Source organism: Chromohalobacter beijerinckii (assembly GCF_023061185.1).
In the GTDB taxonomy this organism is placed as follows: domain Bacteria; phylum Pseudomonadota; class Gammaproteobacteria; order Pseudomonadales; family Halomonadaceae; genus Chromohalobacter; species Chromohalobacter beijerinckii.
This window is the reverse complement of sequence record NZ_JAKGAK010000029.1, coordinates 1-21,652: the sequence shown is the minus strand read 5'-3', so window position 1 is coordinate 21,652 and position 21,652 is coordinate 1. Positions and strand designations below refer to the sequence as shown.

Below are 21,652 nucleotides of genomic sequence, written 5' to 3'. Positions count from 1 at the left end.
GTTATAGAATAACCACAGCACTCGTAGTGTTCAGTTCTACTTCACCATTCGACCGTGTTTTCCTTGACGCCGGTGCCTCGTGCACCGGCGTTTTTTATGTCGTCGCCGCGTAAAGCGCTTCATGGGCTTGTTGGGCAAAGGTGAGCAATGCTTGGTAGTGATGGGCCTCGATGACACTGCGGACAATATCGGTATCGACGGTAAGGTAATCATGAACGAGCACGTTACGTAGGCCCACGATCTTGCGCCAAGGGACTTCCCTGCCGATGACGCCCTTATCCATGAGACGCTGAAAAGCGGTCATGGCGTCACCGCTCATGCTGCCGGTTTCGAGCCGAGCCCAGTGTTTGGCGGCACCGATACAGCTTTCAATGAGTACTTGCAGGGTTCTTTCCGCAGCAGTCTGCTCGAGTCGCGTCCAGTCCCGAGTGACCAAGATCTCGCGTAATGTCTCGAGATCGTTACGGCAATTATCGATATGCTCGCTGAGTGCTCTGAGATAGGCGTAACCGGGGCCTTTGTCACCTGTGCCGTTAGTCATAGTGCTTCCGTGAATGAAGGTAATCGATCTCCCAGCGCGACATGATGCGAGATTCTTGTTGCATACGCAGGGATGGGTTGCGATCCCATAACAATATCCCGTCGCTGATGATGGTCCAGGCGAGGGGAATGGGGGCGATGGCGATATCGACGATACTCAGTGCGTTTTCGGGGAGCCCCAGAGCAGCCTGCCAGTCGAGCGCCATTAGCTCGGGACGCAGGCGCCTTTCGAGTGGATCATGCTGCCAATCGGTGAACGCAACCGCGATGTCGTAGTCACTTTGCGCGTGATGGGCACCGCGTGCGCGCGAACCGTAAAGCCACAGCGAGGCGAGGTCGGCGCGTTCTTCGGCCTGATCACGCAGGGCATTGAGCACGGTATCGTCCAGTAGCGCAGCGTTCGGCATGATGTTGCATCCTTTCATCCAGGCCCTTGGGGCTGTGTGCCTTCAGTATGCGAGGAAAACAGCGTCGCGCAAAGGGCTTGTGAGGCGCGCGGGGTTTGCTCGCTGGAGCCGCTGGGATACGCTTGTCGCCCACCACTAACTAATGACGCGGGGCCGGCGAGGCATAATGCGAATATGGCCAAATCGCATGGGACGATTCTTCAAGACATTGCTACCCAAAACGCTGCTGGGACGTTTGATCCTGGGCACCGGAGTGGGCTGGAGTGTGTTGGTCATCGCCATCCTGTGGGTATCGCTGCGTGGCGGTAGCGGTCTCGCCGAGGAGATCAATCGGGCGCATCTGAACTACGAGGCTTCGCTGATCGCGCGCAACATTCAGCAATCCATTTCGTTGCGCCTCGATACGCTTGAAACCATTGTCACCTCGCAAGCGGGGGCATTGCAGGGCGATGTGCCGCTGGCCGAGGACAGCGATAACGATGTGCAGGCACGTTTGAGCGACCACACGGCGCTGCTGGAGCTGTTCGATTCGGCATTCGTCGTCGATGCCGAGGGGAATGTCAGGGGCTTCACGCCGTCGTTGCCGGGCGCTGTGGGCTTGAACGTGGCCGACCGCGAGTATTTTCGCTTCGTTCGGGAAGTAGGGCGTCCCTTCGTGGGGCGTCCGATCATCAGTAAACTCCACGATAGGCGCCCGCTGGTGGTGATGGGGGTTCCGCTGACGGATGCGCAGGGCCGTTTTGCCGGCATGCTGGGCGGTGTGGTCAATCTGCGCGATGGACGCTTCTTCCTTGATTTGCGCAGCTTGCGCATCGGCGAGGAGGGGTATGCGGTGTTGATGACCAGCGATGGTACGGTGCTCAGCCATCCCGATAGTTCCCTTGTCATGCAGCATGTCCCTTCCACGCTGGAGAGTCCGGTGCTGTCGCAGGCATTGGATGGTTGGCAGGGCACCGGTACCGGTCGTCTCATCAACGGCGAACCGGCGTTGATGAGTTACCACCAAGTCTGGGAACCGGGCTGGGTGGTGGGTGTCTTCCTGCCGCAACGCCAGACGCATCAACCGATTATCGATTACGTGCGCCGCCAATGGTGGGTGGCCGTGGCCGTCGTGCTGTCGATGCTGCCTTTGTTATGGTGGTTGCTGCATTTAGGGCTCTCACCGTTGCGGCGCCTGGCGCGTCAGATCGCACAAGTGGGGCGCGGGGATATTGCCCGTATTTCCTTGGATACCTCGCTGGAGGAACTGCGGCGTATCGCCCATACCTTCAATAGCGTGGAGTACGAGCGCAGTCGCGAGCGCGCGGAGCGACGCAGCCGGCAAGCCTATCTGGATGCGGTATTGAGTTCGTCGCCGTTGCCGATGTTCCTGGCCGATATCGAGGGTCGGATTAGTTACGTCAATCCCGCCTTGGAAGCCTTGACGGGGCTTTCGGCGGCGTCGTTCCGGCATCGCGCCTGGTTGCGTCGTCTGCATCCCGAGGATCGCTCGGTGCTGTTTGCGCTGTGGCGCGACGCGGTGGATGGCGGTCACGAACTGCATCGCCAGTTGCGCTTTGAGTGTGGCGGTGGGGGGATGATGTGGCTGGAGCTTTATACCAGCCAGGTCAAGAATGGAGACAAGCCGCAAGGCGTGGTGGGCTTCATCAAGGACATTACCCATCTGCGCGCGCAGCAGAAGCGACAGCTCTGGGAAGCGGAGCACGACCCGCTCACCGGGCTACTCAACCGACGTGGCTTCGAACGACGCCTCGATGGGACCTACCGGCGTTTCCGCGAACATGGCGAAATGGCGTCGTTGATTCTCTTCGACCTGGATAGTTTCAAGCCGATCAACGATGAAGGCGGTCATGCCTTGGGCGATGAAATGCTGCGTGTGATCGCTCGTTGTCTGGAAGGTTGCGTGCGCCGCGACGACCACTTAGCGCGCCTGGGCGGGGATGAATTCGCCATCCTGCTGCCTGGGTGTGGCAATCCGCAGGCCATACGCATCGCCGAGCAGGTTCGCCTCGCAGTAAGCGAGTTGTCGGTGCTGCGCGAGGACAAGCGCTACCGTGTCACCGCGAGCCTGGGCATTTCATGCCTGGGCGCCGATGATAGCGATGCCCAGGCGATGGTGACGCGTGCCGATACCGCGAGTTATGACGCCAAGGCCAAGGGTAAGAACCGCATGATGAGCGACGCGCGTTGCGAGTGACGCCGCGCTTTTATACGCAACACGAAAGAGGAACGACGAGACGATGAAGCACGATACTCTGGTGTTGGGCGCGGGCATGGTAGGCGTCGGCGTGGCGTATCATCTTGCGCGGCGTGGTCGCCGGGTGGGGTTGGTGGATCGCCGCGCTCCGGGTCGTGAAACCTCCTACGGTAATGCCGGCATTATCCAGCGTGAAGCGGTGGCGCCGCATGCTTTTCCGCGTGACATGCACACGCTGTGGCGTGTGCTGGGCAATCAGGGCGTGGATATTCGCTACACGCCGCGTGGCGTGATGCAGGCGGGGCGTGCCTTGTGGCAGTACTGGCAGCACAGCGCGCCCGAGGCCTATGCGCGGATCGTCCCCGAATATGCCTCGCTGATCGAGCTTTCGATCACGACACATGCGGAAATGATCGAGGCGGCGGGAGCCGATGCGTTGGTCCGTCGCGATGGGTGGATGGAGGTCTTTCGTACGTCGGAGGCACAAGAAGCGCGATTCAGCGAGGCGCGGGCATTGAGCGAGCGTTTCGGCCTGGCGCATGACACCTTGGATGCAGGTGAATTGCGTGAGCGTGAGCCCGATCTGGACGCCCAGGCCATCGGGGCCGTGCATTGGCGCGATCCCTGGAGCGTAGCCGATCCCGGCGCCTTGGTGGCAGCCTACGCGCGGGCATTCGAGGCCGAAGGCGGAGAATGCCTGCAAGGCGAGATCCAAGCGATTACACGCAACGGTGAAGGCTGGCGCGTGACCACGGACGCCGGCGCCTTCGAGGCACGCGATATCGTGCTGGCGCTAGGGCCCTGGGCGAATGAGTGGCTGGCCACGCTAGGGTATCGCCTGCCGCTGTTCGTGAAGCGTGGCTATCACATGCATTACGGCACTCGTGATGAAACGACATTGCACCATTGGTTGCTGGATGCCGAGACCGGCTATTTGCTGTCGCCGATGCGAGCGGGCATTCGCCTGACCACGGGTGCGGAGCTGGCGCCACGCGATGCGCCTCCTGGGTACGCGCAACTCGAAGCTGCGGAAACGGCGGCGCGTGGCTTGTTCCCGCTGGGGCAGCGACTCGAGTCACGTCCCTGGAAAGGCGCGCGTCCGTGTACGCCGGACATGAAGCCCATCATTGGGCCGGCGCCACGCCACAAGGGGTTATGGTTCGCTCTCGGTCATGCCCATCAAGGCTTCACGCTGGGGCCGGCGACCGGGCAACTCCTTGCCTCGATGATGGAAGGTGAGGTGCCGGCTATCGAGATGGGGCCTTTCCGCGCGGAACGTTTCCTGTAACTTTTGCTGTAACGCCCAACGTCCTCCTGGGAAGCCCAACGCTGAGCCGGGCTGCTCGATTCAACTTTTCTGAATCACTGCCGATAGTGTCTGCATAATCGTCGCGGGCGAGCCGATAAGCCCCGCGTTCGCGTGCATCACTATAAAGAGGCAGGGATACATGAAGGTTCATGGCAGGTGGCTGGCGGGCCTAGGGTCGCCAGTGCGTGTGGCGTCGTTGGTGAGAGTGGCGTCGTTGGTGAATGTGGCGTCGCTGATGAGCGTCGTGTCGCTCGCGTTGCTGGCGACGCCGGCCATGGCGGAGGTCAAGGTCGGGATGGTCGCGCCCTTCAGCGGGTCGGCGTCATCGCTTGGCAAGGGGATGCGCCAGGGCATCGAGGCGCGTTTCGCCGAGGCCAACGAGTCGGGCGGTGTGAATGGCGAGACGCTGACGTTGGTGACACGCGATGACGGTTATGAGCCGTTGCGCTCGGCCAAGGCGACACGCGAGCTTCTGGAAGACGACGATATATTGACGATGTTGGGCAATGTCGGCACGCCGACTGCCATCGTCAACCTGCCCATCCTGCTCGACCACGAGATGCCGCTGATCGGGGCGTTCACCGGCAGCGGCGTCTTGCGTCAGTCCCCGCCGGATCGCTATGTCTTTAACTATCGTGCGAGTTACGCCCAGGAAACCGCGACGATGATCGAAGGTTTGCTGTTGGCCGGCATTGCCCCCGAGGAGATCGCCTTTTTTACTCAGGCCGATGGTTACGGCGATGCCGGTTATCAGGGCGCGCTGCGCTCGTTGGCCAACCATGGCTATTCTCATCCCGAACGCTTGGCGCATGGGCGCTATACGCGCGGCACGCGTAACGTTCATCGCGGGCTCGCCAATGTCTTGCAGGCGCCCGTCACGCCGCGTGCGGTGATCATCGTAGGCACCTACGGCCCGGCGGCGGATTTCATCCGCGAGGCTCGCAAGGATCTGCCCAATGCGTTGTTTCTCAATGTCTCCTTCGTGGGTAGTCAGGCGCTACTCGATGAGCTGGGCGATGCCGCCGAGGGCGTGATCGTCACCCAAGTGGTGCCGCCTTACGAATCTGATTTGCCGGGCGTGAAGGCGTACCGCGAGGCACTGCAAGCCGAGGATGCGAGCGCTGACGAGAATTTCGTCTCTCTGGAAGGGTATCTGGCGGCGTCGTTGTTCATCAAAGGGCTCGAAGCGGCCGGGGCCGATGCCGACCGCGAGGCGCTCGTCGATGGCCTGGAAGGTTTGGGCGACATCGATCTCGGTCTTGGCAAGTCACTGACGTTGGGCCCCAAGGATCATCAAGCGAGCAATTCCGTGTGGACAACGCGTATTCACGACGGCCAATTCGAACCCGTCGATTGGTTCACCCTGCTCGATGATGTCGCGGCCAAGGAGTAACCCCATGAAAAAGAGTTTGAGCTTACGGGCGATGTTGATCGGGTTGTTCGTGGCCGCGGTGCTCGGCGCGGTGATTCCGGCGGCGGCCGGATTTTTGTCCAACCAGCGGTTGATCGAGGCGCAGCATCTATTCACCGACGAGATATTGCCTCAGCAGTCGGCCAGTCGTGCCATGAGCGATGCGCTGACGCGTTATCGCCAGCGCCAGTCGGGCCTGTTGGCCGCCGAAAGCGAGGCTGACTTCGAAGGGGTGGTCGATCAGGCCGAGGCCGATGCAGCCTTCACGGCGGGGCGTGAACGGCTTGCCACCTTGATCGGCGACGATAATCAGGCGTTGTTCGAGACACTGGATAGCGACTACGCCGACTTGCACCAGGCCGATACCGCGCTGGAAGAAGTGCGGCGCGAAGATGTGGCGCTGACCGCCTCCATGCGCGCGCGTATCGCTGAGATGCAAGACAAGATTGGCGAAGTATTGACCGACGCCGAATCGATGGCGGGGCGTGCGACTCTCGAGGATGTGCGCCAGCAACGCGCCCTGATCCGGCGCATCCAGTCGATGCAGGACGATGGGCTGTCGATGGTGCCGATCTCAATGCTCGATACGCTGACGGAGCGGCGTGCCAACATCGCCGGACTCAGCGGTGACGTACAGATGCTGGTGGCGCAGTTGGCCGATCAAGGGCGTCAACTGATGCAGGTCGATAGCCACGATGCGTTGGTCGATCTGCGCTATAACCAGATCGCCCAGCAGATTTCGCGAATTCATCAGGCGTTGGCGAGTATCGAGGGCGCGGTTGGGGCGACGCCGGCCCAGCGGCAAAGTGCCGGTCAGTTGGAAGATGTCGTGACCGAACTGAACGAATTGATGCTGACGGGCGATAACGCCGTTTATGCATTGCGCGACCGTCAGCTTGGCTTGCGCGAGCGCTCTCAACAGGCCTTGACTGGTGTTGCCCAGGCGATGGATGGCATGGCCGAGAGCCTGGAGCGCGTCGAAGCCTATGCGACCGAACGCGCCGATGAGGCCGCCGAACAAGCCGCCGCGACAGCGCAGGCCGGCCGCGTATTGCAGCTTGTCGTATTGCTGATGGTGATCGTGATTCTGGCGGCGGTGGGCTGGCGCGTGATGACCCGCGTACTCAAGCCTATCGGTGAAATGCGTCGCCAGATGGAAAGCATCAGCGGAGCGGCGGGACAAACCGGTGACCTGACGATGCGTTTGAAGGTGCGCCATGGCGATGAAATCGGCCATACCGCGCAGGCCTTCAATCAGATGATGGTGACCTTCGAGCGGCTGATTGCGCAGATTCGCGACGGGGCCGAGTCGGTGGCGTCCAGCAGTCGTCAGATCGCCTCCGGCAATCAGGATCTGGCGCAACGCACCGACGAGCAGTCTTCGTCGCTGGCCGAAACAGCGGCGAGCCTCGAGGAAATCACCGCGACCGTGAAGCAAACTGCCGACTATGCCCACCAGGCGCGCGACATGAGCCATGGGGTCGGTCAGCGCGCCCGTGAGGCGGGCGACGTGGGTGATCGGACGCATAGCGCGATGCAGGAGATTCGCGAGTCCAGTGCCAAGATTTCCACGATCGTCGAGGCGATCGACGCCATTGCCTTCCAGACCAATCTGCTGGCCTTGAACGCCTCGGTGGAAGCGGCCCGCGCCGGCGAGCACGGCCGTGGTTTCGCCGTCGTCGCCGAGGAAGTGCGTCGTCTTGCCAGCCGTAGTGCCGATGAGGCCGAGCAGATTCGCCACTTGGTCAAAGACAGCGTGGCCAAGGTGGGTGAGGGCGCTAACCTGGTCGAAGAGACTGGGGGGCATCTGCGCGAGATCGTCGATAGCGTCGACAAGGTATCGCAGTTCGTCTCCGAAATCGCCGAGGCCACGCAAGAGCAGTCGACGGGGATCGACCAGATCAATCAGGCGATTGCTCAGCTCGACCAGGTGACCCAGCAGAATGCCTCGCTGGTGCAGGAAGCCTCCTCGGCCAGCCTGTCGCTGGACGAACGGGCCAACGACATGCATGTGCTGGTGGGACGCTTCAAGGTGAGCGATTCGGCCTACTCGGAAGACGACGCCACGGACGACAGCGCCTCGCCCAAGGCGTTACCCGCAACGTGATCGTAGCTTGCCAGCCCCGTCCGGGCTGGCATGAAAAACGCCTTCACTGCCTAGCGCGGTGAAGGCGTTTTTGGTGATACCGAAGAACGCTGATGCATTGGCTTAGCGGTGAGGCTTAGCGAAGAGCGCCGAAGGTTCCAGCAAGCAAGCCTTGTGCTTGAGTGTCGATGGCGAATAGCGCACCGGCATCGGGTTGCGCCGCGAGCGCTGCATCGTCGAGACCCTTGCGGGCGGTGGTGATGTAGAGAGTGGAGAGATCGGGGCCGCCGAAGGTGCAACTGGTGATATTGGCGACGGGCATGGGAATTTCTTCGCGCAGTTGGCCTTGGCCATCGAAGACGCTGATACGCCAGCCGCCGAATTGGCAGACCCAGAGGTTGCCGTCGCGGTCGGTGGTCATGCCGTCGGGGCAGCCTTGATCCTGGGGGATGCGGATGAAAGGTTCACGGTCCGAAAGGTTGCCATGTTCATCCACGGCGAATCGATAGATGAGGCGTTCCAGCGTGTCTGTGTGGTAGAGCCAATCCCCCTGAGGTGAGAGCACCGGGCCGTTGGTGACGATGTATCCGCTATCTTGGCGTTGGCAGTCGCCGTCGAGACGCACGCGATAGAGCGAGCCGCTAGTGTGGCCCTCGGCGTCGTCCATGGTGCCGCACCATAGCGTGCCGCTGGTATCGACGACGGCATCGTTGAAGCGGTTGCCGGGAAGCTCAGGCTCGGGGGTGAGCCACTTTTCGAGCGTACCTTCGGGCAGTTGAAGACGCGCGATGGCGTGTCGTAGCGTGACGATGAACCCACCTTCGGCGTGGCGATGCACGCTCGTGATTTCCTCGTCGAACGACCACTGGCGCACGTTACCGCCGGCTAGACACTGTAGCTGGTGGCCTTTGATATCCACCCAGTAAAGCGCTTGTTCCGTGTCGTCCCATAGCGGTCCTTCACCAAGGATGTTGTGGGCCGGATGGACGACGCGCGGTGTTGCCTGCGGAGCTATGAGTGTAGGCATCGTGACCTCCTGGGGCCAAAAACAAAAAACCGGTGTCGGAGTTTCCTCCGACACCGGAATAATGGCAATTATGCGTAAGCCATGTCTTCGAGTTCACGTCCCTTCGTTTCGCGGACGAATTTGATGACGAAGAAGATCGAGATGACTGCGCAAATGGCGTAGAAGCTGTAAGCGCCGGTCAGGCCGATGGAGGCGAGCATGATCGGGAAGGTCATAGTGATGGCGAAGTTACTGACCCACTGGAACAGACCGGCGACGGCGAGCCCTGAGCCACGTACCTGGTTGGGGAACATCTCGCCGAGCATGACCCACATCACCGGGCCCCAGGAGCTGTTGAAGAAGAACACATAGGCGTTGGCAGCGATCAGCGCGAGCACGCCGTTGCTATCGGAGAGCTTCAGGCTACCATCGACCATTTCGGCGGTGGAGAAAGCATAGACGAGAATGGCGAGCGTGATGGCCATACCGACGGAACCGCCCCACAGCAGCGGCTTACGTCCAATACGGTCGATCAAGGCGATGGCGCCGAAGCAGGCTGCGATACTCACCGCGCCACTGATGACGTTGATCAGCAAGGCATCGCCTTCGGAGAAGCCCACGGCTTGCCAGAGGACGGCACCGTAGTAGAAGACGACGTTGATCCCCACCAATTGCTGGAACACGGCGAGGCCGATCCCGACCCAGACCAAGCTGATTACTTTGCCGGTCTTGGGATTGATCAAGTCGCTAAAGCGTGGCTTGCGCTGCTCGGATAGAGAGTCGCGGATTTGAGCCAGGCGCTCTTTGGCGTCGCTTTCGTTATAGATCATGTGCAGCACGTGTTCGGCACGATCGTCGCGACGCGCGCTGACCAGATAGCGCGGGCTTTCCGGAATGAATAACAGCGCCACCAGGAAGATCGTCGCGGGGATCAGTTCCATCCAGAACATCCAGCGCCAAGCGGTAAAGCCGAACCACAATTCGGAGGTAGAGCCCCCGGCGACGTTGGCCAGCAAGTAGTTATTCAAAAACGAGAAGAAAAGCCCCGAGATGATGGCGACTTGCTGGATGGTAGCGAGGCGTCCACGCAGGTGTGCGGGAGCGATTTCGCTGATGTAGGCCGGTGCCATGACACTCGCGGCACCCACGGCCAAGCCACCCAGGATGCGATAGATGACGAATTCCAGTGAGCCACCGGCGACACCCGAGCCCCAGGCGCTGACAATGAAGAAGATGGCGGCAACGAGCAGGAGAGTGCGACGCCCGTATTTATCAGCCAGCCCCCCGGCAAAGAACGCACCCACCGCACAACCCAGCAGCATGGACGCGACATTGAAACCGGTGCCGACGCTGTCGGAATTGAACGAAGATTGCAGGCCGTCGACGGTGCCATTGATGACCCCACTGTCGAAGCCGAACAGGAAGCCGCCGATGGCGGCGACACAGCATGTTAAAAAGACAATCAGTGAACGTTGCGAATCGCTGTATGTTGGCATGGTGTGCTCCGTTGTTGTTAATGGCGTGGGCGCCAGCGGCTAGGGATTACATCCAGCCGGCATCGACCCAGTAGTTGTGAGCGGTACAGGCAGCGGCGTCATCCGAGGCCAGGAACAGCGCCATCGCGGCCACGTGATGCGGATGAATACGTACCTTGAGCTTTTGCTCTTCGACGATCTGCGCCTCGTCCTCGGGGCTATACCAACGTGATTGACGCGGTGTCTTGACGTTGCCGGGGATGATGCAGTTGACGCGGATGCCGTCGCTGCCTAGATCGCTCGCCAGGGCTCGAGTCAGGCCTTCGATACCGGCCTTGGCGGTTTCGTAGAGCAGCATGTCGGGCTGCCCTAGATGCCAACTGATCGACCCCAGGTTGATGATCGCCCCCTGGCCTTGACGACGCATGGCGGGGGCCACTTCACGAGCGGCGAGCACCAGGTGGCGCAGGTTGACGTTCATGCGGTCTTCCCAGTACTCGGGTGTGATGTCCTCGAGCTTGTGACGGTCGTCGTTGGCGGCGTTGTTGATCAGCACGTCGACGTGACCGATGTCGCTTAGCGTGGCGCGGAGCTGGTCGGGCTGGGTCAGGTCGCAGTAGTGGAAATGCGGCGCACCACTGCATTTATCGACCAGTTCGTTGGCGAGCGCCTCAGCGACATCCAGGAAATGGACGTTCGCGCCCTGGTTTACGAAGGCCTCGACCAAACCGGCGCCGATGCCGGAGCCGCCACCGGTGATGACGACCGTCTTGTCCTTGAGGCTGGGGTAAATTGCGGAACTCATGCAGGACCTCTATCGCATTGGGAGCGAGCTGTCTTTAGGCGATCTTTCATGCTTTAGTTAATAGATTTAACTAAGTGGATGATCGTTCAGAGAGGCGATGATTTCCATGCGACGATAGTCATACGCTTTACTGAGAGAGGACTAGGGGCATCACACGAAGCGGGAATTCCTCGACAAGGGCGACAGCGCATCGACAGCGATAGAGGCTGGTACTTTATGAAAACGCTGGCCATGCATTGTCAATTTCGTTGCGCCACGGCGGCGAAGGGCAATAATTTGTTATATTGCGGAACTCGATCCGCATTTCAGCGAGGCACCTTTTATTGCCATGGTTAGTACCTTTGCCCCTCAAGCCGCCGGTGATCTCAATTTTCTCAAGAAGCTCAATCGCAGTTCGATTCTGGGGACCGTGCGCCGCTATCCCGGCGCGACGCGAGCCGACATCGCGGCGCGCACGCAGCTGACCAAGGCCACCGTGGGGGGCGTGGTGCAAGCGCTTCTGGAGCGCGGCTGGCTGCGGGAAGGTGAGCTGCAGCCACGGGGCGGCGGGCGTCCGGGCCGGGCCCTGTATCTGGACGATGCCCATCATGTGCTTCTGGGGGCGGATATCGGCGTGAGGGGGTTACGTGTCGTGGCGTGCACGCTGGGCGGCGAGGTGCTTCTGCAGCGCTATGTCACCGAGGCGCCCACGACGCCCGAAGAAACGGCAAAGCGTCTGGCCGCGATGTTGCGTGCCATGCGCGACGATCCCGTTATCGCTGACCGGCATTGCTTGGGCTTGGGTGTGACGGTGCCGGGGCCGGTTGCCCCGGAGCAGCCCATTCTGCGGCTCGCGCCCAATCTAGGATGGGTCGATGTCGCCTTCCTCGAGGTGCTTCGCCCGTACCTGCCGGAATTCGATGGTGCCTGGCTACTGGATAACGAAGCCAACGCTGCGGCCTTCGGCGAGTTCTACTTCCACGATGGCATTCCTCCGGAATCCATCGTCTACATCAGCGCTGGGAGCGGTATCGGTAGCGGGATGGTCACGGGGGACAATTTCCCGCTGGTGCCACGTGGTGGGCAGGGGCTGGTAGGGGAAATAGGCCACACCATCGTGCAGCCGGGGGGCCTTTATTGCCACTGTGGCAATCGTGGCTGTGCCGAAACCCTGGTCAGTGGGTGGGCGATTCGCGCCTCGTTGGGCATCGCCGATACCGAGAACCTGGAAGCGGCGATAGCAGCGCGGGGCGACGATGCCGACGTCAATGCTGTCCTGCGGCGGGCCGGTGAAGCGTTGGGCATTCTGATACTCAACCTGCATCACACGCTCAACCCAGCCATGTTAGTGCTCGGCGGCTCGCTAATGCATTTGGGTGAGCGTCTGATCGAGCCGGCGCTGGACTACTTCGAAACCCATCAAAATGACTTGCTGCGAGGGACGCAGCGCGTCCCCATCAAGGTCATTCACGACAGCACCTTCACCGCTGCCCGGGGAGCCGCCGCCCAGGTCATGGCCAAGGCGGCGCTGGAGGCGTAAGGCCGGTTCTGCCGGTGTTAAGACTGGTGATAAGAGAAGCGCCGGTGTTCAGAAAATCCAATTGGGCAGTGTCATCGATACGGCGGGCACGAAGGTCACGATCAACAGTATGCCGACCAGGAGTAGCCAATAAGGCATGATGGCGCGGATGAAGTCGGGCACCTTCACGCCGGTGATACTACAGGTGGTGAACATCACTGTGCCAAGGGGCGGGGTTATCGTGCCTATGGAGGCATTGAGGATGAAGATGATCCCGAAATGCACCGGGTCGATACCGAACTGGGCCGCTACGGGCGCCAGCAGGGGCGAGAGCACGATGAGAATCGCGTTGCCTTCCAGGAACATGCTTAACATCAGCAGGATGACATTGGCGAGGAGCAAAAACGCCACCGCGCTTCCAACCTGGGACGAGAGCAGCATGGCGATGTCCTGAGGGATGTGCTCCCAGGTCAGAAAGCGCGCGAATCCCGAGGCCACGGCGATGATGAACAGCACGTTGACCGAGGCGAACAGCGATTCCCGCGTGGCCACCGCGACGCTGCCCACGTTCATTTCTTTGTAGACGAACATCCCCACGATCAAGGCGTACAGCACGGCCATGGCGCCGGCTTCGGTCGGTGTAAAAACGCCCACACGAATACCGCCGATGACCACGACCGGCAGCAGCAAGGCGATGATGCCGGCGCGCGTCACACTGACCCATTCACGCCGCGAGACTCGTTCCTTGCGCGGCGGCTGGTAGCCCAGCCGACGGCACTGGCGCGATACCAACAGCATCATGCATACCGCCATCAGGATCCCGGGCACCACGCCGGCTAGAAACAACCGCCCGATCGACACGTTGTTGACGTAGCCGTAGACGATCAGCGCGATCCCCGGCGGAATGGTCGAGGTCACCAGCGAGGAGGCAGCGGTGACGGCGGTGGAAAATGGTTTGGGATAGCCGCTGGCCGTCATGCTGGGCACGAGCAGCTTGGCGTTCATGGCGGCGTCGGCGATGTTGGAACCGGAAAGCCCACCCATGAAGGTGCTCAGCAGCACGTTGGCCTGGGCCAGCCCGCCGTGCAGGCGCCGGGTCATGAGTTCGGCCAGCTTGAGCAGGCGGTCGGTGATGCCGGAGTGGTTCATGAACACCCCCGCCATGATGAAAAACGGAATCGCCAGCAGCGAGATGGATTCCAACCCCCCCGGCCAGGCGCTGGATGAGCAGCATGGTGGGCTGATCAGCGCCGAACAGGAAATACAGAAACGTCGAAAGAAACAGTGCGAAGGCGATGGGCGTGCCCAGCACGAAAAGAAGCAACAGTGCAGCGAGTGCTATGCCTACGGCCATGGGAAGTATCCTTTAGGTATCGCGAGCCAGGCGGACGAGGCAGTGGTAGGCCATGACGACGGCACTGACCGGGATGGCGACGTGAATCCACATGTACGGAATCTGCAGCATGGGCGTGCTGCGGAAGTTGGAGTAGGGCAGCAGTTGCAGTCCCCAGTAGCCGAGTACGATAGCGGCGATCAGCACCATGCCGACATTGAAGATGCGGTCGTTCCAGCGGGCGAGCGACGCCGGCAGGTTTTCCGACAGCATGCCGATCAGCACGTGCTCGTTGCGTCGCACCAAGGCGCTAGCGCCGAGGAAGGTGGCCCATACCATGAGTAGCTGCAGGACTTCCTCGGTCCAGGCCAGCGGCGTGTTGAATATATAACGCATGAAGATGTTGCTGATGGCGACGAGAAAGATCGCGAAGAGTGCTGCGCTGGCTAACACTTCATCGAGACGCATGATGCGGTCGATCCAATGGAATACGCGTTTCATGTGAGGCTCCTCGGTCACGGCAATTACGGTGTTGCCGTCCGTGATACGCGTGCCGGCGCCACTGGTTTGTGCGGCGCCGGCGGTCGTTCAACGCTTATCCGTTGATGATCTGGCGAACCTGTTCGTATAGGCCGTCGCTCCACTGCGGGAAGGCAGCGGGGATCTGCTCCGCAGCGCGTTCACGGAACGGCTGCGTATCCACTTCGTGGACCTCGACGCCGGCATCCTTGAGCTTCTGCAGGGCGACGTCGCTTTCCTTCTCGACCAGTTCACGCAGATGGGCGGCCATGTCCTGCCCGGTCTCGGTCAGGATCTGACGGTTTTCCTCGCTGAGTTTGTCCCAGAACGCCTGGCCGGTGACGAACGGCGCCACGGTGTTCATGTGGCCGGTCAGGTTGAGGTGCTTGACCACTTCGTGGAACTTGCCGCCGAACAGTACCGGCGTGGGATTCTCGACCCCGTCGACCATGCCTTGGGCCAGTGCCGGATAGACATCGCCCAGCGACATGGGCGTGGGCGTGGCGCCCATCGAGCGCATGGCCTCGACGTACATCGGCGAGTTCTGCACGCGGATCTTCACGCCGTCGAGTTCCTCGGGCGTGGTGGCGGGCTCGCGCGAGAGCAGGTGGCGCGTGCCGTACACGGTATTGGGAATGACGATGTGATAGCCGGCATCCTCGACCTTCTGGCTCTGTTCGGCGAACCACTCGGAGTCGAAGACCTTGAGCTTGTCGTCGAAGCTGTCGGCCAGGTAGGGCGCGTCGAGCACCGACAGGTCGGGCACTGAACTCATGAAGTTGCTGTAGGCGGTGATGGTGATGATCGGCGAGCCGAAGCGCGCCTGTTCCATGACGTCGGTCTCGGAGCCAAGCTGGCTGGCGGGGAACGCGCTGAGCGTGAGTTCGCCATCGCTGGCTTGCTCGACGTTTTCCGCCCATTCCTTGACGGCGACATCGACCGGCTCGCCCGGCTGGTTGCCGTAGGCGACGCGGATCTCGGTGGCGGCCTGGGCGAGGTTCAAGCTGCCGAGGACGGCGATGGAGAGGCTGGTGGCGATGAGCGTGAGTTTCTTGAAACGCATTGTCGTGCTCCTTGTTTGTTGTCGGTCGTGCGGTCGGGTTACCGGGAATGCGTCGTGGATTGAGCGCTCGATATGGCGTCATCGAGTCGCGGCGTGGCGATGCCTCGTCGGCGCGCCGATTCGACCACGGGTTGCAGGCGTCGCTGGCACTTCGTGGCGTGGTGCTGGGCGATGTCCTGCAGGGCGTGGTCGAGATAAGGGTTGGCGAAACGCTCGAGCGTGGCCTCGCGATAGGTCTCGAGAGAGGGCCGCTCAAGGTGTTCCGCCAGGGTGGGTAGCACTTCGTTGTCGAGTACCTGGCGCAGCTCCGCCGCCCATGCCGGGTCGTCCATGGCCTCGCGCACGAAGCGGATGTGCGAGTTCGGCTCGCGCTGCCAGCGATGGACGAGATAGGTGTGCGCCAGGTTGAGGATGTGCAGCTTGCGCATCTCGTAGGGGGCCAGGGACGTCACGCGCTGCACATCGGGATGACGGCAGGGCAGTTCGAGGCCGGGTTGGTCCTCGATGGCCCAGAGCGCGTACGGCTCGGCGACGGCACCCACCGGTTCCAGTGCCGCCGAGACGATGCGGTCGACGAGGGTGTTGGCCCATAGACAGCGGGTCGTCAGCCAGGTGTCGAAGTCGGCATCGGCGTAGTCGCGCTGCGCCAGTTCCCGTACCAGCGCCAGGAGCTGCTCGCCGTTGCGGCTGACCAGCTCGCAGGGCAGCACGGTGAGGCCCTCGCGTCCCGCGCGGTAGCGCGCGTGCAGCAGCTTGGTGAGCTTGCTCGGAAAGCTTTTCGGCACCTCTGCCAGGGCGCTGTCGTCATCGACGTGGTAGCCGCTGTCGCCGGTGTTGGACACCACGAAACGGGCATGCTCGACGAAGTGCTGCTGTAGTTCGGCCCACTGCTCGTCGGCGATCCAGCAGCCGGCGATGCTATTGATAGTCTCGTGGGTGTCGATGTCGCGGCCGTCGCGACGACCGCGGATCGCCAGCGGATACTGCCGGTGCGTGTCCAGGTCGCGGGCTTTTTGCTTGCCGGCCTCGCGCGGCGAGGTCTGGGCCACGAGGATGCCGTCGCGCGTGTGGCCGGCCTCTCGTGAGGCGTGCACGAACGCGGCCACGTGGCCCAGCAGGAAGCGGCTGGTGCCGAACTGCACGATGCCGGCCTCGGCGAGCGTTGGCGCTGTCACAGGGAGACTCCGCGTTTCCAGGGAATGAAATCGAGCTGCGAGAGGCGCATGGCCTTGGTGCGGTACCGCCCCGAGGCGGTGTCGATGCACAGGCGCAGGAGTTCGTCGGCGAGTTCGGCGATGTCCGCCTCGCCACGAATGATGGGCCCGGCATCGAAGTCGATGACATCGTGCATGCGCTGCGCCAGCTCGCTGTTGCTGGCGAGCTTCAAGACCGGCGTGATGGGATTGCCGGTGGGCGTGCCGAGGCCGGTGGTGAACATCACCAGGTTGGCACCGGAGCCGACCAGGGCGGTCGTGGATTCGACATCGTTGCCCGGCGAGCAGAGCAGGTTGAGGCCCTTGCGTACTTGGGGCTCGGTGTAATCCAGCACGTCGACGATGGGACTGTCGCCGCCTTTCTTGGCCGCGCCGGCGGACTTCATGGCATCGGTGATCAGACCGTCGCGAATGTTGCCGGGCGAGGGGTTCATCGAGAAGTGCGCGCCCACCGAGGCGGCGTGACGCTGGTAGGCCTCCATGAGCTCCTGAAAACGCTCCGCCGTGGCGTCATCGCGGCAGCGCGCCAGCAATTCATGCTCGACACCGCATAGCTCGGGGAACTCGCTCAGGATACCGCTACCGCCCAAGGTCGCCAGGCGATCGATGACGGCGCCGACCAGCGGATTGGCCGAGAGGCCGGAGAAACCGTCAGAGCCGCCGCATTCCACGCCGATGGTGAGCTCGGAAAGCGGGGCGGGACGCCGTTCGACGGCATTGGCGACCTTGAGGCCGTCGAAGATGCTGCCCAGCGCCTGACGGATCAGCTCGGGTTCTGTATTGGTGGCCTGCTGCTCGAAGTAGTGAACGGGCCGCAGGCCCTCGGGGTCGCGCTTGGCCACTGCCTCCTTGAGCATCTCGATCTGGGCCTTCTGGCATCCCAGGCTGAGCACCGTGGCGCCGGCCACGTTGGGGTGACAGATGTAACCGGCCAGTAGCTGGCAAAGCGACTGGGCATCGTCGTCGGTGCCGCCGCAGCCAAGCGTATGGGTCAGAAAGCGCACGCCGTCGACGTTCGGGAACAAAGCCGCGTCGGGCGTCGGGGCTGGGGCCGCCTGCGCGTCGCCGTGGAGCATGCGGCGGGCCATGTGCTTGTAATCCCGGTAGGGATCGTCGCCGATGGCGTCCTCGACGCACTGGCGCAGTACCTCGATATTGCGGTTCTCGCAGAACACCAAGGGGATGACCAACCAATGGTTGGCGGTGCCCACCCGCCCGTCGGAGCGGTGGTAGCCGTCGAAGGTCTGCCCGGTGAAGGCGCTGACGTCCGGGGCATCCCAATGCTCACGGTGGCCTTGAGGCTTGGCATTGGCGGTGGAATGCTCGACGTTGGCAGTGGTGATGGCGGCGCCCGCGGCGATGGGCTCAACGACACGTCCCACGGTCACGCCATACATCACGATGAGTTCATCGGGTTGCATGGCGTGCAATGTGAACTTGTGCTTGTGCTGTACGGCTTCGGACAAACACAGGCGGTGGCCGCCGTTGTCGTCGATCTCCATGCCTTCGGGCAAGTCGCGCAGTGCAACACGCACGTTGTCGTGGGCATGGACACGCAGACTGGGCTGCTGCAGCTGGTCGGAGACGATGGTCTGGGTCATGCCGAGCGACCTCCATCAGCGGTGGCATCATCGAACGTCACCATCGCCTTGATGACGCCGGTCGCCGGGTCGCACCACTGCGGCATCAAAGAGGGAAGGTCGGTATAACGGCCGCGATGCGTGATCATCGCCGTCGACTGCAGGCGGCCTTCTTCCATCAGGCGGGCCACCGTCTCGAAGTCTTCACGCGTGGCATTGCGGCTGCCCAGTAGGCTGAGCTCGCGCTTGTGGAAGTCAGGATCGTTGAAGGTGATGTCGGCCTTGACCACGCTCACCAGCACGTAGCGACCGCCATGGCCGGCAAAATCGAAGCCGCGATTCATGGCGGCGGGATTGCCCGTGGCGTCGAATACGACATCGGCCAGGGCGCCGTCATTGTGGCGCTCGATGGCAGCTTCCACGTCGTCGTCCAGCGCATGCAGCACACCATCCACGCCTAACGTGTCGCGGCAGAAGGCCAGGCGGTCGCGGTTGGTGTCCACCACCAGCACCCGCGCGCCACGGCTCTGGGCGATTTGCACGATGCCGATGCCGATTGGCCCGGCGCCGACCACTACGGCCAGCTCGTCGGCTTCGATGCTGCTGCGGCGCACGGCGTGCGCGCCGATGGAAAGGCACTCGACCAGCGCCAGCTGTTCGGCGTCGAGAGTGCTCGAGGTGACCAGGTGATTCATGGGCACGCTGAGATACTCCGCCATGCCGCCATCGCGATGTACGCCAATGACCTGCATGTGCTGGCAGCAGTTGGTTTGCCCCTGCCGGCAAGCGCGGCATTCACCGCAATGCAGATAGGGGATCACGTAGGCGCTGTGGCCGACGAGCGCTTCATCGACGCCTTCCCCGACGCCGACGATATCGCCGGACAGCTCGTGGCCCAACACGCGGGGATAGGTGAAATAGGGCTGATTGCCGCCGTAGGCATGAATATCGGTACCACAAATACCCACGCGACGAATTTTGAGCATGGCCTCGCCGGGCGCACACTGCGGTTCGGGCACGTCGCGCAGTTCCATGTCTTGGGGTTGTGTGCAGACGATCGTGTGCATAAGACTTCCTTCGGCATCGCCAGGCAAGATGGTCAGGCCAGTTACCTAGCGGTCTTTTGATCTAGAGGTCAGGCCAATTGGCTAACAAGATGCCCAAGTGATGGACCTGACTTCAAGCGTTTTAGCGGTAACGGGAGTTAGACATAGGTCGTGGTCGCCTTTGGTCTAGCGCCACGACATGAAGGTCGAGGCCGCCGTATGGCGGCCTCTGGCTTAATCAAGCTTGCTTGGTGCGCTGGTACTGCTCACCGAGGCCTTCGATCCCCAGGCGCATGGTCTGACCGGACTTGAGGAAGACCTGGGGTTTCTGGCCCGCACCCACGCCGGGAGGCGTGCCAGTGGAGATGACATCACCGGGCTGCAGGCTCATGAAGCGGCTCAGGTAGGCGACCAGGTAGGGGATCTGATAGACCATGGTGCGGCTGTTGCCGTCCTGGTAGCGCTTGCCGTCGACTTCCAGCCACATGTCGAGGGACTGGGGATCGGCGATCTCGTCTCGGGTGACCAGCCATGGGCCGAGCGGACCGAAGGTGTCGCAGCCCTTGCCTTTGTCCCAGCTGCCGCTGCGCTCGAGCTGGAATTCCCGCTCGGAGACGTCGTTGATCACACAGTAGCCGGCGACATGATTCATGGCATCGGCTTCGTCGATGTAGCGTCCGCCCTTGCCGATGACGACGCCCAGCTCGACCTCCCAGTCGGTCTTTTGCGAGTCGCGGGGAATCTCCACGTCATCGTTGGGGCCGCAGATGGCGCTGGTCCACTTGTTGAAGACTACCGGCTCTGGCGGCACCTCGGCGCCGGTTTCGGCGGCGTGATCGGAGTAGTTGAGACCGATGCATATGAATTTGCCGACCTGCCCCACGCAGGGCCCCAGGCGCGTGCCCTCGGGGATTTCCGGCAGGCTCTCGGGGTCGACTTGCGCGATGCTGGCCAGGGCGGTGTCGTCGAGCGACTCGCCGGCAACATCCTTGATGAGCGACGAAAGATCGCGGATTTTGCCGTTGGCATCCAGCAGGCCGGGCTTTTCCTGGCCCGAGGGGCCGAAACGTAGCAGTTTCATGCGATTTCCTTTTATGTATCACGGTAGTGAGTTGAGTCTGATGGTCAGCGAGCACCAGCGCTGCGCCGGTGTCGGGGCGCTGTAAACGATAGCGTAGCGATCAGTTGGCCCAGCCGCCGTCGATCAATTGAGCGGTGCCGGTGATGAATGCTGCTTCGTCGGAGGCCAAAAACGTCGCCAGCGCGGCGATTTCTTCCGGTCTGCCGAGTCGCCCCATGGGCTGGCGGTCGATGAACTCCTGGAACACCGCGGCCTTGTCGCGTCCCTGCTGCCGGGCCTGGTCCTCGATGCGTTGATGCAGCGAGGGCGATTCGACTGTGCCGGGACAGATGGCATTGCAGCGGATGCCTTGGGTCATGTAGTCGGCGGCGACCGACTTGGTCAGGCCGATGACGGCGGCTTTGGTGGTGCCGTAGGCGAAGCGGTTGGGGATGCCTTTGATGCTGGACGCCAGAGAAGCCATGTTGACGATACTGCCGCCGCCTCGATTGAGCATGCCGGGGAGGAAGGCCTGAATCATATGGAACATGGCGGTCACATTGAGGCCGAAGCTGCGCTCCCAGGTGGCGTCGTCGCATTCCAGTATCGAGCCGCCTGGGACCATGCCGGCACAGTTGAACAGAATATCGATCTCGCCAAGTTCACTTGCCAGCGCGTCGATGTCAGCGCGTTGCGTGACATCCAGCCGATACACGTTGGCGCCTTCGAGGTCGGCGAGGAGGCTGGTATCGATATCGGTAGCGATGACGCTGGCGCCCTCGGCGAGAAAGCGCTCCACCGTGGCGCGGCCGATGCCTTGACCAGCGGCGGTAACCAGTGCCGTCTTGTTTTGAAGTCTCATGGTGTGGCGAATCCCTACTGAACGTGGGAACATGACGCGGCCAGCCATTCGAAGATCCAGAGGCCTGACCAATGATTGGGCCATCATCTACTGGGCTAGGTCTCGGCGGCAAGTCAATTGCCATCAACTTTAGTCGCAACGCGGTACGGAGAGACGACGCGATGCCGATTCAAACCATTCGCTCACAGCGCCTGTACCGGCAGATCGCCGATCAGTTGCAACAACTGATTCGCGATGGTGA

At 62.0% G+C, this 21,652-nt stretch carries 18 protein-coding genes; 5 read left to right on the top strand and 13 right to left on the bottom strand.

The window, feature by feature from the left end; all coding sequences use genetic code 11:
• Nucleotides 1–94: 94 nt before the first annotated feature.
• Nucleotides 95–541, bottom strand: a complete 447-nt coding sequence (hepT, locus tag L1075_RS15190; protein WP_052445075.1) for a type VII toxin-antitoxin system HepT family RNase toxin — start codon at nt 539–541, stop codon at nt 95–97.
• A complete protein-coding gene (gene mntA / locus L1075_RS15185) occupies nt 534–947 on the bottom strand; it encodes a type VII toxin-antitoxin system MntA family adenylyltransferase antitoxin (protein ID WP_082021347.1) in 414 nt (137 codons plus the stop codon). The genes hepT and mntA overlap by 8 nt, the downstream gene beginning before the upstream one ends.
• A 187-nt stretch (nt 948–1,134) precedes the next feature.
• On the opposite strand from mntA, the gene L1075_RS15180 reads away from it, so the two are divergent.
• The 4 genes from L1075_RS15180 to L1075_RS15165 all read left to right on the top strand — a co-directional run bounded on the left by L1075_RS15180 (nt 1,135) and on the right by L1075_RS15165 (nt 7,971).
• On the top strand, nt 1,135–3,144 hold the full coding sequence (locus L1075_RS15180; RefSeq protein WP_246942647.1) for a sensor domain-containing diguanylate cyclase: 2,010 nt from the start codon (nt 1,135–1,137) through the stop codon (nt 3,142–3,144).
• 43 nt (nt 3,145–3,187) lie between these two features.
• Entirely contained in the window at nt 3,188–4,432 is a 1,245-nt protein-coding gene (locus L1075_RS15175; protein ID WP_178999901.1) for an NAD(P)/FAD-dependent oxidoreductase, read from the top strand.
• A gap of 160 nt (nt 4,433–4,592) precedes the next feature.
• Complete coding sequence (locus tag L1075_RS15170; RefSeq protein WP_246942644.1) at nt 4,593–5,846, top strand: ABC transporter substrate-binding protein; 1,254 nt, start codon at nt 4,593–4,595, stop codon at nt 5,844–5,846.
• 4 nt (nt 5,847–5,850) lie between these two features.
• Nucleotides 5,851–7,971 carry a methyl-accepting chemotaxis protein gene (locus L1075_RS15165; protein WP_246942643.1) on the top strand — a complete coding sequence of 707 codons (2,121 nt, stop codon included), beginning with the start codon at nt 5,851–5,853 and terminating at the stop codon, nt 7,969–7,971.
• 115 nt (nt 7,972–8,086) lie between these two features.
• Here the strand turns inward: L1075_RS15165 and L1075_RS15160 are convergent, their stop codons facing one another.
• The 3 genes from L1075_RS15160 to xylB all read right to left on the bottom strand — a co-directional run bounded on the left by L1075_RS15160 (nt 8,087) and on the right by xylB (nt 11,236).
• On the bottom strand, nt 8,087–8,977 hold the full coding sequence (locus L1075_RS15160) for an SMP-30/gluconolactonase/LRE family protein (protein ID WP_246942641.1): 891 nt from the start codon (nt 8,975–8,977) through the stop codon (nt 8,087–8,089).
• 68 nt (nt 8,978–9,045) lie between these two features.
• Nucleotides 9,046–10,452, bottom strand: a complete 1,407-nt coding sequence (locus tag L1075_RS15155; protein ID WP_246942639.1) for a sugar porter family MFS transporter — start codon at nt 10,450–10,452, stop codon at nt 9,046–9,048.
• 46 nt (nt 10,453–10,498) lie between these two features.
• On the bottom strand, nt 10,499–11,236 hold the full coding sequence (gene xylB / locus L1075_RS15150; RefSeq protein WP_178999904.1) for a D-xylose 1-dehydrogenase: 738 nt from the start codon (nt 11,234–11,236) through the stop codon (nt 10,499–10,501).
• A gap of 328 nt (nt 11,237–11,564) precedes the next feature.
• Here xylB and L1075_RS15145 point away from each other — a divergent pair, with 328 nt between their 5' ends.
• Nucleotides 11,565–12,755 carry an ROK family transcriptional regulator gene (locus tag L1075_RS15145; protein WP_246894543.1) on the top strand — a complete coding sequence of 397 codons (1,191 nt, stop codon included), beginning with the start codon at nt 11,565–11,567 and terminating at the stop codon, nt 12,753–12,755.
• 48 nt (nt 12,756–12,803) lie between these two features.
• On the opposite strand, the gene L1075_RS15140 is transcribed toward L1075_RS15145, so the two are convergent.
• The 8 genes from L1075_RS15140 to L1075_RS15105 form a co-directional block, all read right to left on the bottom strand.
• Nucleotides 12,804–13,937, bottom strand: coding sequence for a TRAP transporter large permease (locus tag L1075_RS15140; RefSeq protein ID WP_246942638.1), 1,134 nt, complete (start codon nt 13,935–13,937; stop codon nt 12,804–12,806).
• A gap of 163 nt (nt 13,938–14,100) precedes the next feature.
• Nucleotides 14,101–14,568 carry a TRAP transporter small permease gene (locus tag L1075_RS15135; protein ID WP_246894545.1) on the bottom strand — a complete coding sequence of 156 codons (468 nt, stop codon included), beginning with the start codon at nt 14,566–14,568 and terminating at the stop codon, nt 14,101–14,103.
• Between the two features lie 94 nt (nt 14,569–14,662).
• Nucleotides 14,663–15,649 carry a C4-dicarboxylate TRAP transporter substrate-binding protein gene (locus tag L1075_RS15130; RefSeq protein ID WP_246894546.1) on the bottom strand — a complete coding sequence of 329 codons (987 nt, stop codon included), beginning with the start codon at nt 15,647–15,649 and terminating at the stop codon, nt 14,663–14,665.
• Nucleotides 15,650–15,687: 38 nt separating this feature from the next.
• A complete protein-coding gene (locus L1075_RS15125) occupies nt 15,688–16,824 on the bottom strand; it encodes a mannitol dehydrogenase family protein (protein ID WP_246942635.1) in 1,137 nt (378 codons plus the stop codon).
• Nucleotides 16,821–18,464: a UxaA family hydrolase gene (locus tag L1075_RS15120; protein ID WP_246894548.1), complete on the bottom strand. Its 1,644-nt coding sequence runs from the start codon at nt 18,462–18,464 to the stop codon at nt 16,821–16,823. Before L1075_RS15120 ends, L1075_RS15125 begins: the two co-directional genes overlap by 4 nt.
• The gene (locus L1075_RS15115; RefSeq protein WP_246894549.1) at nt 18,461–19,510 is read right to left on the bottom strand and encodes a zinc-binding alcohol dehydrogenase family protein; all 1,050 of its coding nucleotides are present in this window, start codon (nt 19,508–19,510) and stop codon (nt 18,461–18,463) included. The genes L1075_RS15120 and L1075_RS15115 overlap by 4 nt, the downstream gene beginning before the upstream one ends.
• Nucleotides 19,511–19,727: 217 nt before the next feature.
• Complete coding sequence (locus L1075_RS15110; protein WP_246894550.1) at nt 19,728–20,570, bottom strand: fumarylacetoacetate hydrolase family protein; 843 nt, start codon at nt 20,568–20,570, stop codon at nt 19,728–19,730.
• 100 nt (nt 20,571–20,670) lie between these two features.
• Entirely contained in the window at nt 20,671–21,411 is a 741-nt protein-coding gene (locus L1075_RS15105) for an SDR family oxidoreductase (RefSeq protein WP_224114531.1), read from the bottom strand.
• Nucleotides 21,412–21,652 lie beyond the last annotated feature (241 nt).

Coding starts and splice junctions, on each gene's coding strand:
- hepT (WP_052445075.1), bottom strand. CDS start 541: ATGACTAACGGCACAGGTGACAAAGGCCCCGGTTACGCCTATCTCAGA.
- mntA (WP_082021347.1), bottom strand. CDS start 947: ATGCCGAACGCTGCGCTACTGGACGATACCGTGCTCAATGCCCTGCGT.
- L1075_RS15180 (WP_246942647.1), top strand. CDS start 1,135: ATGGGACGATTCTTCAAGACATTGCTACCCAAAACGCTGCTGGGACGT.
- L1075_RS15175 (WP_178999901.1), top strand. CDS start 3,188: ATGAAGCACGATACTCTGGTGTTGGGCGCGGGCATGGTAGGCGTCGGC.
- L1075_RS15170 (WP_246942644.1), top strand. CDS start 4,593: ATGAAGGTTCATGGCAGGTGGCTGGCGGGCCTAGGGTCGCCAGTGCGT.
- L1075_RS15165 (WP_246942643.1), top strand. CDS start 5,851: ATGAAAAAGAGTTTGAGCTTACGGGCGATGTTGATCGGGTTGTTCGTG.
- L1075_RS15160 (WP_246942641.1), bottom strand. CDS start 8,977: ATGCCTACACTCATAGCTCCGCAGGCAACACCGCGCGTCGTCCATCCG.
- L1075_RS15155 (WP_246942639.1), bottom strand. CDS start 10,452: ATGCCAACATACAGCGATTCGCAACGTTCACTGATTGTCTTTTTAACA.
- xylB (WP_178999904.1), bottom strand. CDS start 11,236: ATGAGTTCCGCAATTTACCCCAGCCTCAAGGACAAGACGGTCGTCATC.
- L1075_RS15145 (WP_246894543.1), top strand. CDS start 11,565: ATGGTTAGTACCTTTGCCCCTCAAGCCGCCGGTGATCTCAATTTTCTC.
- L1075_RS15135 (WP_246894545.1), bottom strand. CDS start 14,568: ATGAAACGCGTATTCCATTGGATCGACCGCATCATGCGTCTCGATGAA.
- L1075_RS15130 (WP_246894546.1), bottom strand. CDS start 15,649: ATGCGTTTCAAGAAACTCACGCTCATCGCCACCAGCCTCTCCATCGCC.
- L1075_RS15120 (WP_246894548.1), bottom strand. CDS start 18,464: ATGACCCAGACCATCGTCTCCGACCAGCTGCAGCAGCCCAGTCTGCGT.
- L1075_RS15115 (WP_246894549.1), bottom strand. CDS start 19,510: ATGCACACGATCGTCTGCACACAACCCCAAGACATGGAACTGCGCGAC.
- L1075_RS15110 (WP_246894550.1), bottom strand. CDS start 20,570: ATGAAACTGCTACGTTTCGGCCCCTCGGGCCAGGAAAAGCCCGGCCTG.
- L1075_RS15105 (WP_224114531.1), bottom strand. CDS start 21,411: ATGAGACTTCAAAACAAGACGGCACTGGTTACCGCCGCTGGTCAAGGC.